17 protein-coding genes are annotated in these 14052 nt (G+C 50.3%); 12 read left to right on the top strand and 5 right to left on the bottom strand.

The genetic code is table 11. From position 1 onward, the window contains the following. Positions 1 to 33: 33 nt before the first annotated feature. The 3 genes from NDI45_RS06110 to NDI45_RS06100 all read right to left on the bottom strand — a co-directional run bounded on the left by NDI45_RS06110 (position 34) and on the right by NDI45_RS06100 (position 2942). Positions 34 to 1584 carry a serine/threonine-protein kinase gene (locus NDI45_RS06110; RefSeq protein WP_348246768.1) on the bottom strand — a complete coding sequence of 517 codons (1551 nt, stop codon included), beginning with the start codon at positions 1582 to 1584 and terminating at the stop codon, positions 34 to 36. A gap of 86 nt (positions 1585 to 1670) precedes the next feature. Beyond that, positions 1671 to 2708, bottom strand: coding sequence for a LysR family transcriptional regulator (locus tag NDI45_RS06105; RefSeq protein ID WP_190789805.1), 1038 nt, complete (start codon positions 2706 to 2708; stop codon positions 1671 to 1673). A gap of 45 nt (positions 2709 to 2753) precedes the next feature. Beyond that, entirely contained in the window at positions 2754 to 2942 is a 189-nt protein-coding gene (locus NDI45_RS06100; protein ID WP_348246767.1) for a hypothetical protein, read from the bottom strand. Positions 2943 to 3225: 283 nt separating this feature from the next. Here NDI45_RS06100 and NDI45_RS06095 point away from each other — a divergent pair, with 283 nt between their 5' ends. The 8 genes from NDI45_RS06095 (at position 3226) to NDI45_RS06060 (ending at position 9948) form a co-directional block, all read left to right on the top strand. Beyond that, entirely contained in the window at positions 3226 to 4089 is an 864-nt protein-coding gene (locus tag NDI45_RS06095; RefSeq protein WP_190789806.1) for a hypothetical protein, read from the top strand. Positions 4090 to 4143: 54 nt separating this feature from the next. Continuing rightward, positions 4144 to 4629: a 2Fe-2S iron-sulfur cluster-binding protein gene (locus tag NDI45_RS06090; RefSeq protein WP_190789807.1), complete on the top strand. Its 486-nt coding sequence runs from the start codon at positions 4144 to 4146 to the stop codon at positions 4627 to 4629. A 223-nt stretch (positions 4630 to 4852) separates the two neighbouring features. Beyond that, positions 4853 to 5326 carry a phycobilisome protein gene (locus NDI45_RS06085; protein WP_348246766.1) on the top strand — a complete coding sequence of 158 codons (474 nt, stop codon included), beginning with the start codon at positions 4853 to 4855 and terminating at the stop codon, positions 5324 to 5326. A 365-nt stretch (positions 5327 to 5691) separates the two neighbouring features. Next, positions 5692 to 6393 (top strand): V4R domain-containing protein, encoded by a 702-nt coding sequence (locus NDI45_RS06080; protein WP_190793835.1) that lies wholly within the window; start codon positions 5692 to 5694, stop codon positions 6391 to 6393. Next, positions 6390 to 6716, top strand: a complete 327-nt coding sequence (locus NDI45_RS06075; protein WP_190793836.1) for a hypothetical protein — start codon at positions 6390 to 6392, stop codon at positions 6714 to 6716. The genes NDI45_RS06080 and NDI45_RS06075 overlap by 4 nt, the downstream gene beginning before the upstream one ends. A gap of 87 nt (positions 6717 to 6803) precedes the next feature. Continuing rightward, the gene (locus NDI45_RS06070; protein ID WP_190793837.1) at positions 6804 to 7292 is read left to right on the top strand and encodes a hypothetical protein; all 489 of its coding nucleotides are present in this window, start codon (positions 6804 to 6806) and stop codon (positions 7290 to 7292) included. A 59-nt stretch (positions 7293 to 7351) separates the two neighbouring features. Beyond that, positions 7352 to 8005: a V4R domain-containing protein gene (locus NDI45_RS06065; RefSeq protein WP_190793838.1), complete on the top strand. Its 654-nt coding sequence runs from the start codon at positions 7352 to 7354 to the stop codon at positions 8003 to 8005. Positions 8006 to 8043: 38 nt separating this feature from the next. After that, entirely contained in the window at positions 8044 to 9948 is a 1905-nt protein-coding gene (locus tag NDI45_RS06060; protein WP_348246765.1) for a serine/threonine-protein kinase, read from the top strand. 36 nt (positions 9949 to 9984) lie between these two features. Here NDI45_RS06060 and NDI45_RS06055 read toward each other — a convergent pair whose 3' ends face one another. Then, positions 9985 to 10350: a thioredoxin family protein gene (locus NDI45_RS06055; protein ID WP_190793853.1), complete on the bottom strand. Its 366-nt coding sequence runs from the start codon at positions 10348 to 10350 to the stop codon at positions 9985 to 9987. A 46-nt stretch (positions 10351 to 10396) separates the two neighbouring features. After that, positions 10397 to 11110 (bottom strand): NnrU family protein, encoded by a 714-nt coding sequence (locus tag NDI45_RS06050; RefSeq protein ID WP_348246764.1) that lies wholly within the window; start codon positions 11108 to 11110, stop codon positions 10397 to 10399. 227 nt (positions 11111 to 11337) lie between these two features. Here NDI45_RS06050 and rpmI point away from each other — a divergent pair, with 227 nt between their 5' ends. From rpmI to NDI45_RS06030, 4 genes are all read left to right on the top strand, one after another. Then, complete coding sequence (rpmI, locus tag NDI45_RS06045) at positions 11338 to 11535, top strand: 50S ribosomal protein L35 (protein WP_190793841.1); 198 nt, start codon at positions 11338 to 11340, stop codon at positions 11533 to 11535. A 27-nt stretch (positions 11536 to 11562) separates the two neighbouring features. Beyond that, on the top strand, positions 11563 to 11913 hold the full coding sequence (gene rplT, locus NDI45_RS06040) for a 50S ribosomal protein L20 (RefSeq protein WP_190793842.1): 351 nt from the start codon (positions 11563 to 11565) through the stop codon (positions 11911 to 11913). 156 nt (positions 11914 to 12069) lie between these two features. Then, on the top strand, positions 12070 to 12921 hold the full coding sequence (locus NDI45_RS06035; RefSeq protein ID WP_348246763.1) for a transporter substrate-binding domain-containing protein: 852 nt from the start codon (positions 12070 to 12072) through the stop codon (positions 12919 to 12921). Positions 12922 to 13045: 124 nt separating this feature from the next. Continuing rightward, positions 13046 to 13996, top strand: coding sequence for a LysR family transcriptional regulator (locus tag NDI45_RS06030; protein WP_190793843.1), 951 nt, complete (start codon positions 13046 to 13048; stop codon positions 13994 to 13996). Positions 13997 to 14052 lie beyond the last annotated feature (56 nt).

Raw genomic sequence — 14052 nt, 5'->3', positions numbered from 1 at the left:
AATTTAATCTCAGATTAGCCACTTTTTAGCGGTTTAGAGTAATCTGGCAACCAGTTTGTAAACCAACCGAAACACGATCGCTACAAAAACTACCGTCAGGGCAGTCACTCCGGCAGCAATCAGAATGGTTTGCAGAGGGCTTCCTGTCGTTGCCAGCAGAGTGCGTAAAAACGGCGCACGCGGCAAAACATCGCGCAGAAACGGCAGAAAGAAAATGGCGGCAATCGACCCGCCCGCAATCAGCAATAAATCAATTCGCTCGATCCAGCGCAATGCCTGAGCTATCACCAATCCCGCCCCGATCGCCAGCAAAATTAACCAGAAAGTCGGCGTAAAAGCAATCGTTCCTAGCAAGCTTGCCAGCGCGATCGTCACCAATCCCCCTTCAAATCCTGTAAAAGCCGCATTGTAAAGATATTCCAGCGTAGAAAAGGGTTTGCGAGTCGGTTTGGACTTGGGCGCAGGCTTGGGGGTGGGCGTTGGTGCAGGAGCCGGAGTAGAAACTGGGACTGGGCTTGCCGCAGGCGGCGTTTGAATTGCCGTGCCGATCGAACCTGATTTAGCAACTTGACCCGGAGCCGGGCGAACAGGCGCAGCCGTTGGAGTGACCGCAGGAACAGACCCAGGCGAACTCGAAGGGTGTAGGGCAGCCAACACTTCACTGGCAGATTGAAAGCGTTGGCTTGGAGTGGGCAGCAGCAGCCGATCGAGCACGGTCGCCAGCCGATCGCTCACCGTCACATACGATCGCCAGTTCCACTCGTCCCGGTAGGTATCGTAGAGATCCTGGGGCTGTTCTCTGGTTAGCAGCATTAGACAAGTGACAGCAAGGGCATACAAATCGGTTGCCGGATAAACCTGATTCCCCTTCATCTGTTCCGGCGGAGCAAAGCCCATTGAGTAGATACCCGTCGAGGAGGGCTGTGCCTGCCCTGGCGTTGCAGAGGTTGCCTGCTTGACTGCGCCAAAGTCTAACAGAAATAGAGTTCCGTCTTTGCGGCGCATCACGTTGGAAGGCTTAATATCGCGATGAATCGAGCCGCGATCGTGAACGAATTGCAGCACGGGCAGCAAGCGTTGAAGCAGTTCCAGAATTTTTGCTTCCGAAAAGCGTCCCTGCTGTTCGAGTTCTTGTTCCAAATTCTGCCCGTCGATAAACTCCTGAACCAGATAAAAAAACTGATCAGGATCATCGGGGAAGCGGCGCGTTACGGGTAGCGCAAAGAAAGCCAGCAAATCAGGAATCTGCGGATTAGTTCCCAGTTCTTCTAGCACCTGACCTTCTCGTTCAAACAGGTTTTGAGCAAGCTGAAGCTGCTGAGCAGTGAGGTGGTTTGAAGGTTGAAACTGCTTGACGACGCAAAACCGCATCGCCGGAGTATAGCGATCGCGTGCCAGATACGCTGTGCCAAAACCGCCCTGCCCCAGCACTTTCACAGGAAAGTAGCGACCTGCGAGTAAAAGCTCCAGACCGCAAGCCGTGCAGTATTTTTGAGGAATCGTTCTCAGCGTTGCCGGAGTATCGAGGTCGGCAAAGTGATTGAGCGGACGAGGACAACTTGGGCGGGTGCAGTACACTTCCATAAGTCCTCAATTCTGCGCCATAACTGCCTGAGAATCAACTGCTTGAATCAATCCTTTGCGTCAGCCTGCTGAGTGATCGAACTGGATCAATCATCGAGTTGAATCACTTTACCCAGCGTTGCCTCCAGTGCCAGCGCATTCACATTCAAATGGTCTGCCATAACTTTCTCCCTCGATTTTTCCAGGACTTGGAGCGGCGACTCGTAGGTCGAAAACTGCGGCAGAATTTCTTTGGTAAAGGCTTCAGCAGCTTTTGAGCGATAGCGGTTGGGATTGGTAATCACAGAGAGCGTTCGGTTCACCACCACTCCCTCGATCGCGGCACGATGCAGCACGCCAAGCTGAAGCTCTTTTTCGATCGCTGAAATTGACACAAACGCTGCCCCCAAACCCGATTGAACCGCATTCTTAATCGCTTCGATCGTGTTCAGCTCCATCTCGATCTTGAGCCGCCGAGTTTCAATGCCGCAGCGAGTCAACACCTGATCAATGACTTTCCGAATCGTAGACTGAGAATCAAGGGCGATAAATTGCAGCTTGTACAAATCATCTTTCTCGATCTTGTCTGCCTGCGCTAGCGAGTGGAACATTGGCAGAATCAGTGCCATCTCATCTTCAGCGTAGGGAATCACTTCGAGCGAGTCTTGCAGCTCGGGTGGAATTTCACCGCCGATAATTGCCAAATCGATCTGTCCATTTGCTACGCTCCAGGCAGTTCGCCGAGTCGAGTGAACGTGAAGCTGAACCGCAACATCGGGGTACTTTTGCCGAAATAGCCCCAGCATTCGCGGCAGCAGATAGGTTCCGGTGGTTTGACTCGCACCGACAATCAACGTTCCGCCCTGAAGGTTTTGCAGGTCTTCGATCGCCCGACAAGTTTCCTGACACAAACTCAAGATTCGATCGCCGTAGTTCAGGAGCAAATGCCCCGCTTCGGTAAGCTGTGCCCGTCGTCCCCCCCGGTCAAACAAAGGAACATCTAATTGCCGTTCCAGGTTTTGCACCTGAAGGCTAACGGCAGGCTGAGAAACGTACAGACTATCGGCTGCACGCTTAAAGCTACCCTCGGCGGCAATGGCTTTAAGAATGCGTAACTGATCCAAAGTGAAAGGAAGATCAGACATGGCTGCTAAATCTAAAGAGAAGAAAAGCCTGGAGACGAAGCAAGATCAAGGGGTCAAAACAAAAGGAAAGACAGCAATTCGATGACTCATCCAAAGTCTAAATGGAAACCGGACATCTGAGAAGCAGTTCTCGATCGCTAGAAACCGCAGGATAATTTGATCGATCGAAGAAATTAACGCCAATAGAACAAAACGAGGAGCCAACGTATTTGGATGAGCAAGATTGGGAATCATAGTATTGCAGAAGCAGCTTTAAGCTATCGTCCTCTTTAAATTAAGGAGGGCTGCTGAAAGCATCTCCTGAAGATACATCGCGATCGTCATGCCCCTATACTGGCATACTCAGGGGTAGCATCGATCAAATGAGCCCAAATGAGTCGAGATTGAAAAGACTGAGGAAGTCAGCGTTTGCAATTCTGCCTAAGGCAGTGAGCAAGGGGCTGTCCCTGTCATTTCTCAGTTAGTCGACTTCGTTCACGCTTTAGCAACGGTTTAGCAAAAGTTGATTTCAGGCTTTATGAGGCGGGAGGTTGTCCAAAACTTTCTCAATTTACCGGGGGTTGCTGGAGTTGCCCTGATGGATGGACGATCGCGTCCCTACTTTTGTGGCATAGATCAAAGGCTCAATTTTCAGCAAAAAGAAGCCCTGGTACGCGGGATCCAGCAGGTGGTTAATACGACTCCGCCCGGTTTCAAATTTTTTGAGTTCCAGTTTAGCGGGCAGCAAGTTTACCTTTACAAACTCGAGCACGGCATTATTCTGCTTGTTCTTACTACCCGTGGCCTTGTCTATTCCTCCTATGCAGAAGCCATTGAACAGCTCAAGCAGGAACTGCAACAAGACATTGTCAATTCGATCGCGACCTTCCGCTTATTAGCAGGCAGCACAACGCTCTCAAAGCAAGACTACTGGCAGCAAGCGAAGTTTGAAGCGGTTCCAACCGTACCCCCAGAGGTCTGGCTGTCTAGTTCTTCGTCGCTCGCTTCTCCCTTTACGGCTCCTCCTGCTCCTGCATCAGGATCCAGCTCCCAACCTGACCTCGGCATTACGGTTAGAGAAACGATCGCAGCCATGAATCAGCTGAGCCAATTTACGATTCAATACCTGGGTGGAACAGTTGTGACAAACTACTGGAAAGCAACTCGCCCCGATACTCCCTGGCTCCAGCAGTTTCAGGTCGAACGCTCTGCCCAAATCACTTTTTCTGCTTCTACGTTAGACAATGCAGTGCTAACGCCTGAACAGCAGCAGTGGATTCAGGATTGGGTCGAAGCGTTCATTCAGCGATGTGCAAAGGTGATGCGCGACTTTCCTAAAACAGTACGGCAGCAGGCACTCAATGCTCAACAACAGTTCCTCCTGCGAGATAAGCCAGCCTAAAAAGCAGCCGTTTTCCTTGTCTTTCATTCCTATGCTCTGGAGCAGTTTTAATCTATGGTGAAAATCGTTCGACTGGAACCGATCGCGCAGGAGACGGCGATCGAAACCAATGGCAATCTACTCTCGGTGCTGCTGAAGAAAGACTTAGATGTGCTGAAGGAGTGCGGCGGACGCGGAATGTGCGCGACTTGCCACATCTATGTAAAAGATGGGATGTCTGGACTGTCGCCCATTAATCGCCGAGAACAGCGCACGCTGGAAGTGATTACGTCCTGCAAAACGAATTCGCGTCTCGCCTGTCAGGCACGAGTCCTGGCAAATGGAGTTGTCGTCGAACTGCCCCCCGGAATGTACATTAACTCGATTCAAGATATCGAGGCTCTCATTGGGCGACGCGCAGAGCAAAACCTGCTGCATCCCGTGACAGGGCACATTCTGGTTGAGGCAGGAAAGCTGATTACTCGCTCAGTGCTTAAACAGATTGAAGCAACCACAAGCTTTAACTATACAGACTTCTTTACCCACAGCAGCAACAGCTAACTCAAAATCCTCAAACCTAAAATGCTGGATTTGCAGATCATTGATGCACATTCTTAAGGGTAAGACTTTGGGGTGAAACTGCTCTGCATTAACATTCCCCTGTCTGAGTCCTCGCCTTCAACCGTCACCTAGCAGCAGGTTCTCCTTTTGTTATCTGAATTCTCAAAGTGGGCAAACTGAGAAACAGGTTCCTTTCGTAGGAGGTATAGATCAGGAGGTATAGATGCTGAGTCAACTCAATTGCTTGAGTCGAGACGTGGAAGGTCGCTATGCAACCGATGCTGAACTTTTGTTTATTGCAGAGTACGTTAAGTCCTATCTACGACGCCTGCAAACCTATCAAAAACTACAAGAGATAGAAGTTACGATCGTTCAGCAAACCCATGCAAAAATGCAATTGATCGACCCAAAACTTTTCTATTACGGCGCAGAAGATGTTACAAGCAAATGGAAACAAGACACTCTAAGAACGCTACGCTATAGCGCAGTCGCAATGCTGTTTAATGACCTGGAGACGCTGCAAGAGCAATTTTCATCCTGGCCTCAGATTATGCGTGCTTTTGGGGCACAGCAAAGCTGTCGCGTCACTTATCAGTTAATGCAAGAGGTCTTTAAGCGGCAGCTTTCCGCTCAACAAGCCGATCGACTTTGCCCGATTCTCGAACTCGCTCGCCAATCCTTAGGGTCAGTAAATTAAACCGCAAATCGCCTCGCGCTCATGGCTCTTGAGCGATCGCTTAGACAGCAGAGCAAAAGCTAGTTTCTTTCTGTTTAACCTTTAACCTGCTTAACCTTTAAAGAGGTCACTCCTCACAAACTTAATTTTCAAATTTGCGTTCAGTAAAATCTTGCTTTCTACGGTTAGAAACTGTGAAAAGAGCTCGTAAAGCTCCGTAACAAACCCGGATGGGTAAGGCTATTTTTTCAAGTTCTTTAGTGAAGCTGGGCTTTCTGCCATTCGCTCCTCAATCCGCAGCTTTTTATCAAATCAAACAATTTTTACAGCCCTCAGCAGACATCGAAATACCCTGCTTAATCCAAGACCGTTAAACCCAAACAATTATGATTACCGCAAAAACCGCAGCAACCTTAACAGAATCATCGAATCCTGCCCGGCAGAAACATCCCAAAAAGCATAACCACTACGGCTTTCGTGACTTTTTTCACTTCGACCCTGATAAAGGGACGATCGTCGATTGGAATGGTAGCCACAATATCTTAACGACTGAAGATTTTATTATTGGCTTGGTCGAGGGGCTAGAAGAAGAAGTGGGCGATGCCTCTGCCGTTACCATGTACACGATCGGCTGTGAGTGGGGTCAGAAAGACGCTTTCTTCTTTGAGAAATGGTTTGAAAAGGAGTTCGATTGTGGAATGCGTCAAACGAATCTGCTGTTTCTGCTAGAAACCTGGTGGTGGCCCTTTGTATCGCAGGGGTGGGGACGCTGGGAAGTGGATATGGGCGATCGAAAGCAGGGCTTTATGTTTATTAACATTTTCGATTCAGCCGTTGCTCGAACGCTTGGCGATGTGGGGAAGCCTGTCTGTCATCTTTACGCAGGTCTCTTTGCCGGATTTTTCACGGAGTTAGTTAGAAAACAGCTAAGCTGCATCGAAATTCAGTGCTACTCAATGGGCGAAACCTACTGCAAATTCTTGCTCGGCGGACAGGAGCGAATTGATGCAGCGACATTTTGGTTAAACGAGGGCGCAACCGCAAAAGATATTGAGAAACGGCTAAAAGCCGGGGAGGTGCTGCGATGACCAATGCACTCTTTTCCTTGCCCAACGGTTCAGCCCATTCAAATCATTCCTGGATGCAGCAGTCTGTCCAGCAGTTCTTCAGCCACTTCAACTGGGACAATCAACCCCCGGAGCTGCATAAATTTCAGATATCTTCTGGGTCGGATGATGATCCTGCTGCCAGTTTAATGCTGACGGTCAGCCAGTTCTTTAGCACCATCAACTGGGAAGGCAGCCTGCTTCATTTACAAGGAGAACCGCATTGCACCACAACCCTGGAAGACTCCCTTTTTCCTGCCTCTGTTGAGTCGTTTACGCTTGATGATTTTTCTGATTTGTTTTGATCTGAATCTAAATCTGATCCGAAATCTAATTTGATCTGGATCTAAACTCTGTTTGCAGCCGTTCCTTTTGCCCTTCATCCTCTGCTTATGAATTCTTTTCTTGAATCCATTTTTGATAACGCAGAAAACCGCTTCCTTAAGCCAGAAGAACTGAAGCTCCTGAACCAGTATGTTGGTTCTCTACCCGATCGCCTTCAAATTTACCGAATGCTGCGCGATCGTGAAATCGACATTATGCAGTGGGTTGCGGATCAGCTTCAGGCGGCCATGCCCCAAGAAAAAACTGAGCTTTTAGAACGCAGTATTAAAAATGCAGTGCTGATGCTGCGCTACTGCGCGATGGGAATGCTGATGAACGACGATCGGATTGTGTGTGATCGATATGTTACCTGGTTCAGTGAAATGAGCCACATTTACAACACTGAAGCGATTGACGCGACCCTTTATCACTACCTGAATCTAAGGCTAACTCAAACCTTAGACAGCAAGGCAATGAATCTGCTCAGGCCAATGCTGCTGCTGGCTCAAGCTCAACAGCCTGAAACCGCTTTGCTCAGCGGTGGTCTGCTCGGCTAATTCTTTTTGCCCTTAATTCGCCAATTGCTTCTCTCTCCCCCTCCCCTAACTTCATCCCTATGATTTCTGTTGCAGATTTAATCAGCAATGCTCCCGTTCCAGGTAACTATTTCGCGCCAGATGTGTATGTCCGTAGTGAATTAGAACTGGGGCTGCTCCAAAACCGTCAGGGCGATCGGCTACTTGCTCTACCTGAAACTCTGCTGCAAGCCATCTATTCTGGACTCGAAAAAGAAACTGGACAGGCAGCTCGTCTCGTCCTGTTTAACTGCGGTCGCTGGTGGGGCAAAAGCTTTTACACCCGTTTCTGGGAGCAGCTCAGTCACTACTACGAAACTTCAGCAGCGAATCTGCCAATGGCTGAATTTCTGCGCTGTCTGCAGCAGTGCTGGATTACCCATGGCTGGGGCAGGCTTGAACTCGACCAGACTTATCAAAGTCGCGGCTTCTTGATCATTAAAATTTGGAACTCTCCCTTTGTTCGTCTTGCACCTCAGTGGGAGTATCCGGTTTGTTTTTTAGAGGCGGGCGTTTTATCAAGCTTTTTCAGTCAATTGTCGGGCAGGGAGCTACACTGTATCCAAACAAGCTGTGAATCTCTAGGCGCGGACTGTAATCGCTTTGTTCTAGGTTTGTCAAAGCGGATTGAGCCAGCCGAAACAATGGTGACTAACTTCGACCACGATACAATTATGCAGCAGCTTTGCCAGTAGAGCTTTGGGGTGAGATGTTTTGCTGAGGGTGAGCGCACGTGGCAAAACCTCTAGAAAGTGAACCAAAACGTTCAAAATATCGTCTTCTCGGTCTGGTTGGGCAAGGACAGTTTGGGCGTGTGTTTTGTGGCGCCCATCGGCAGACCGGGCAGCTTGCTGCGCTAAAAGACCTCGATCGCCATCGCTTTCCCACAGCTAAATTTTTACGGGAACTCCGCTTTCTACTTAGCCTCCAGCACCCTAACATTGTGATGTTTCAGGCAGTTGAGCATACCGCGACCGGACGCTACCTGGTCATGGACTACTGCGAAGGCGGCACACTCAGAAGCTTGATTGCAGAAGAGGGCGGACTCAGCTTTTCCCAGAGCCTAAAGCTGGTGATCGATATTCTGGCAGGGCTGGAACACGCTCATGCTCGGCAGATTGTTCACTGCGACATCAAACCGGAAAATATCCTGCTCAACGTAACCTCGATCGGCTGGACAGCCCGCATTTCTGATTTTGGCATTGCCCGTCTCAATCAAGAATTAGACGATCATCGCCTGAGCAATACCAATAGCGGTTCGCCTGCTTACATGGCTCCAGAACGGTTTTATGGTCAGTTTTCTCCTATTTCTGACCTGTATGCAGTTGGAGTGTTGCTGTACGAACTGCTGGTGGGTCATCGCCCTTTTTCGGGAACTCCTGCTGAGTTAATGACCGCCCACCTGAATCATCCGGTCACTTTTCCAGCGTCTTTTCCCGAAGTTTGGAAGCCAATTCTTGTCACTGCGCTGCAAAAGCTTTCGGCGCGGCGATTTCGATCGGCACAGGAAATGCGAGAAGCCATTCTCTCGATCGCTCGTGCCGCTGATTTGCTCGATTCAACAGCAGTCCTGCCTTTGCTTAAACCAGTAACGTTGCCTTGTTCTACAGCGTTTCATGCTCAATCTCAAGAAACGTTGCGCTCCCCTGTCACTGCGCTCTGCGCGACGGCAAATCAGCTCCAGACCTATGTGTTTCGAGGTAGCAATCAACAAGCCGCTTTTCAAGCCTATCAGGGAGCAGACCCGTTGCCGACGACCTACATTCCTTGCTCAAAGCTTTGGCAGCTTGCGCGACTACCCTCTCCAATTATCCAGTTAGCTTGTCGTCCTCAAGGCTGCTTTGTAGTTGCAGAAAAGGCTCTTTACCTCATCTGCCCAGAGGTGCAGGCAGCTACCTTAATCCCTCAGCAAATCAGAAGCCTGCTGCCGTTTAGCCAGGTGGTGCTCGAAGCAAAAGGACGCTGGCTTGCAGTGCTTGCCCCCAACTCACACGGCGAACCCTATCTCTGCTTTGAGCGTTTGTCTCAGGTGGCAACCCAAATGCAGATCGTCTCTGACCCAATGCCGATTTCCCTGCCTGGGCGATCGACGCGTTCCAGTCGCATCTTTGCACTCGATGCCCATCACGTTGCAATCTTGACCGATATTGACAGCGACGGCGACCAAGGCGGATTGACCGTCAAATCCTCACAGAAAGCTGAGGAGCTGAGCTACGGTACAGAAGTCCAAATTTTCTGCCGGAGAGGGCTTCGCATTGGAGCATTAATGCTGCCCCTCCGCCTGGGAGCTACCCTGGTGACTTCCAAGCCTTATCGTTTGCTAGCGGTCGATCGGGACAACCCTGGTCTTGTGGCACTGCTTGACCTCAAGCCCTACCGCATCCTGAGAATTAGCGTTGATATTACCCCCATTTTTCTGGCAACGGCTCCCTGGGGGTATCTGCTGTCAGATCAGGAAGGAAAAATCGTTTTGCTTGACGTAGAAGGGCAAAAAGTGGGCTGTCTCATCGCGCCCGAACCGATTACAGCAATAACTGCCCTGGAGCAGCACCAAGTGGCGATCGCTACCTGGAACGGCTCACAGGGCAGCCTCTATACCGTGAATCTCAAAGACGTTGACGTTGACCTGATTTTCTAGTTTGAGCTTAAAAAGTAGCTTGAAATCAGAATCGCTCTAAACCGAGGCGGAATAAGAGCGATGGGGCAGAACTTCGGATAGTGCAACTTGCAGCATTGCTGAGGCTTCACGAAAATCGCTGCGATTGTGGAAGCGATCGATTCGGCAAAGAACCTGCTGTTTATTGAAGAGCAGCACCGTCGGTAAAGTTTTGAGTTTATAGGTGTTTGATAACTTAAGATTGTCGTCTGCGTTGATACTGACTAGTTTGATTTGCCCGTCCCAATCTTTCTGGAGTTCAAGCAGTAGCGGATCAATCATCCGACAGACTCCGCACCAGGGTGCCCAAAAGTTTACCAGCACAGGCGTAGCCGAACCCAAGACTTCCTGATCGAATGTCAACTGATTTACCGTTAGCATCATGTTGCCCATTTTCTAATTGTTCGTTCCATGAGCCTTTGGGATCATGCTACCAGCCTACGTTACTCGTTGCGCGAATCAAAATAGGGTGAATCCACCAAAAGATCAGTACGAATAGGGTCACTCCGATGTAGGCAGGACGCAGCATTTCTTTCAGATGAAATGTTTGCCGCCCCTGCAAGATTGCCAGGAACGGAATCACGGAAGTTCTTGCTCTTACCACATCAAATGCTTCTCCATAGCGAACTTTGAGCCGTCGATCGCCGTGCCACACAGCAAACAGGTGATGCAGAATCAGCCCCAGCGAAGTCACAATCATAAAGCTGGTTCCGACCCATAGCGTATGGGCAATACACCAAATTACCTGCCCCACCATCTGCGGGTGACGGGTAATCCGAATAATGCCCGTTTCGTAAAGATGTACTTGAGGCTTTTGAATTGCAGCCACTTCCAGCAAATTAAAGGTTGCCGGATAAAGAAACAAAAACGAAATAGCAGACAGTATCCAGACGATCGCCTCAACGGTTCCATTGCCCTGAACATTCCACAGGCGCACCCCGTCATAGCGATGACTAATAAAATACACAATCAGAACCACGGCATAGGGCAAACTTGCCAAGGCAAACATAACCCGATAGAGCCGTGCCCCAATCAGCTTTTCGCCTTTGGGGCGCAGTGCCGCCAGCCCGCTATGCACGATCGCAAAACCCAGCAGCAGCCCGAACATGATTCCGTGGCTTGCAGTCAGCCATCCTTCACCCATAACCTGTATCCACCCAGTAATAAAGAAGCAATAAAAGAATTCGTTAAAAAATATTGCAGCCCCAGATCAGGACTTTAGACCGAGAGGGTGCTTGCTGTAAATGGGAAAACCTGACGATCAATCGCGACTTTTCCGCCGGATTTTCCTTGGCGGGAAAGTTGCACTTTAGGGCTTTCTGATAGTAAGATTGTAGACTGTGTCAAATCAGCTAAACCAGTAGGCGAGCCATGCCCAAACTTAAGACTCGTAAAGCCGCCGCCAAGCGGTTCCAGCGTAGCGGTAGCGGTAAGTTAATGCGCCGCAAGGCTTTTAAAAATCACCTGCTCCAGCACAAGTCCGCCGAGCGCAAGCGTCGAATCACCGGATTAGCGGTCGTGAACGAGCGGGATGCTGAAAACGTTGAACTGATGCTGCCTTATTCGTAAATTGAAGTTCAGGAGAAGTAAAGTTATATGACACGGGTTAAGCGCGGCAATGTCGCTCGCAAACGCCGCAAAAAGATTCTCAAATTAGCGAAGGGCTTCCGGGGGTCTCACTCTCGGCTGTTCCGCACGGCCAATCAGGTCGTGATGAAGGCACTGCGAAATGCCTATCGCGATCGTCGCCGCCGTAAGCGCGATTTTCGTCGTCTGTGGATCGTTCGCATTAACGCCGCCGCACGGCAGCATGGCATCAGCTACAGCAAATTGATGGGCGGACTGAAGAAAGCAGAGGTGCAAATTAACCGCAAGATGCTGGCACAAATGGCAGTGCTTGACCCGGCTGGGTTTGGCAAAGTAGTTGAGGTAGTCACCCAGGCTTAACGTCTGCTGTTCTTTGACGCTTGCCCTAATACAGCTTAACTGTCGGTTATGAAACCGAGTTCAAATTTGCCTGAGCAAGTGATTGCTGAGGCGAATTGTTTTAAGTAGACAAAAATTGTTTACCTCAACTTCTATTTACCTTAACTAGTTCGCTGCATGAAGCTTCTGCGGAAGAGATTCGATCGCCTCAATCGTTTTCTGTCTATGAGTTTGCTATTGGGTGGATGGGCGATCGGGTTTGTCTGTGGATTTGTGGAACCGGGAGCCGCAGCGACGTTGGCTGAAATTCGGCAGCGCGGCTATTTGGTAGTGGCAGTCAAAGACAATTTGCGTCCCCTGGGGTTTATTAGCAATGGCGGACAAGTTCAGGGGTTTGAAATTGACCTGGCACGCTGGCTGGCTCAGGCTTTGCTAGGGGATGCGAATGCAGTACAGTTTTTGCCCGTTGCGAACCGCGATCGAATCAGTAGCCTGCTCGAAGATCAAGCGGATTTAGTCATCGCCCGACTCAGCGTTACGGATGCCCGCGCTCGATTGGTGGATTTTAGCTTGCCTTACTTTATTGACGGCACCGGTTTTGTGACGCGAAGTGAGGCAGTTCAATCACTGCGGGATTTGAGCGGACAGCAAATTGCAGTGCTAAATGGGTCAGATACGATATCAACGGTTCGATCGCTCATCCCCAACGTGCAGCTACGGGGCATCAATTCATACCAGGAAGCAAAGGCAGTGTTGCAGACAGATGAGGTAGCCGCATTTGCAGCAGACGCGACGGTGCTAGCAGGCTGGGTGCAAGAATTCCCAGACGATCGCCTGTTGCCAAATCTGATTTCTGCTGATGCGCTTGCCGTTGGAATGCCAAGAGGACAGCAGTTTGCCGCTTTGCGGCAGCAGGTGAATACAGCGATCGAGCGGTGGCAAGAGTCTGGAACGTTGCAGCAGCGAGTGTTGTTTTGGGGTTTACCCGAAGACGGTATTCCTGAGGTGAGACAAACATCTGAATTCTGACCGTTTTACAGCCAATATCGTAGTTTGCGATACTAAGACACGCTCCCAATTCCCTTAACGTAGCGATACCGGAGAACAGGAAGCGATCGATCTTCTATTTCGGGATTCTCTACGTTGAGATATTATGCGGCTGGAACAGTTGCAAGCATTTTTGGCAGTGGCGGAAGCGGGTAGTTTTCAGCAAGCAACCCGTCGCTGTCAAGTGACGCAGTCCACGATTAGTCGGCAAATTCAGGCATTAGAAGCAGAGCTGGGGCTACCCCTGTTTCATCGCGCCTCTCAGGCAAAGCTGACGATCGCCGGAGAACGTTTTTTGCCGCGTGCTCGTAAAATCTGTCAGGAATGGCAGAACGCAACGACGGAGTTGGCGGATTTGGTAGCAGGCAAGCAGCCGGAACTTTGTGTAGCGTCGATACACTCGGTTTCTGCGTACTTCCTGCCGCCTGTGCTTCAGCAGTTCTGTCAGGATTATCCAGAGGTGCAGCTTCGCGTCACTTCGTTGGGCAGCGATCGTGCCCTAAAGGTGCTGAAAGATGGCTTGGTGGATCTGGCGATCGTGATGAACAACCGCTTTCTCACCTCTAGCGCAGAAATTGTGGTGGACTCTCTGTTTCAGGAGCCGATCGCGGTTCTGATCTCGTCTAGTCACCCCCTCACGCAGTACGATCGAATTCCGTGGGCCGAATTGTCTTGCTATCCGCAGGTGGTGTTTAAGGACGGATACGGAATGCAGCGATTGGTGCAAGAGCAGTTTCAGCGATCGGGGCTTTCGTTGCAGCCAGCGATCGAACTAAATACGCTGGATGGTTTTCGCGGTATGGTGCGACAGGGAAATCTGGTTGCCCTGCTGCCTCAGTCCGCGCTATCGGAGATGAAGAGTGATCCGACGCTGGCAATTCGCCCAACCGACGAGCCGATCATTAGCCGCGAAGTAGTGCTGGTCACCACCCAGGATCGTCTGGAAATCCCTCCGATTCAGCGATTTCGCGAACTGGTACATCAGCTTGTGGCAGTGCCGCGCCTGCTGCTGCCATCGACTCCGAATGACCTGCTTGGCTCCCGATGGCCTCTCTAACCTCCTGACCTGAATCTCCTGACCTGCTAACCCGATCGCAAACAACCCGACCGCCC

It is taken from the genome of Leptolyngbya sp. GB1-A1, assembly GCF_039962475.1.
Lineage (GTDB): Bacteria > Cyanobacteriota > Cyanobacteriia > Elainellales > Elainellaceae > Leptolyngbya_A.
The sequence above is the reverse complement of the archived record's forward strand: the minus strand, read 5'-3'. Positions and strand labels throughout refer to the sequence as shown.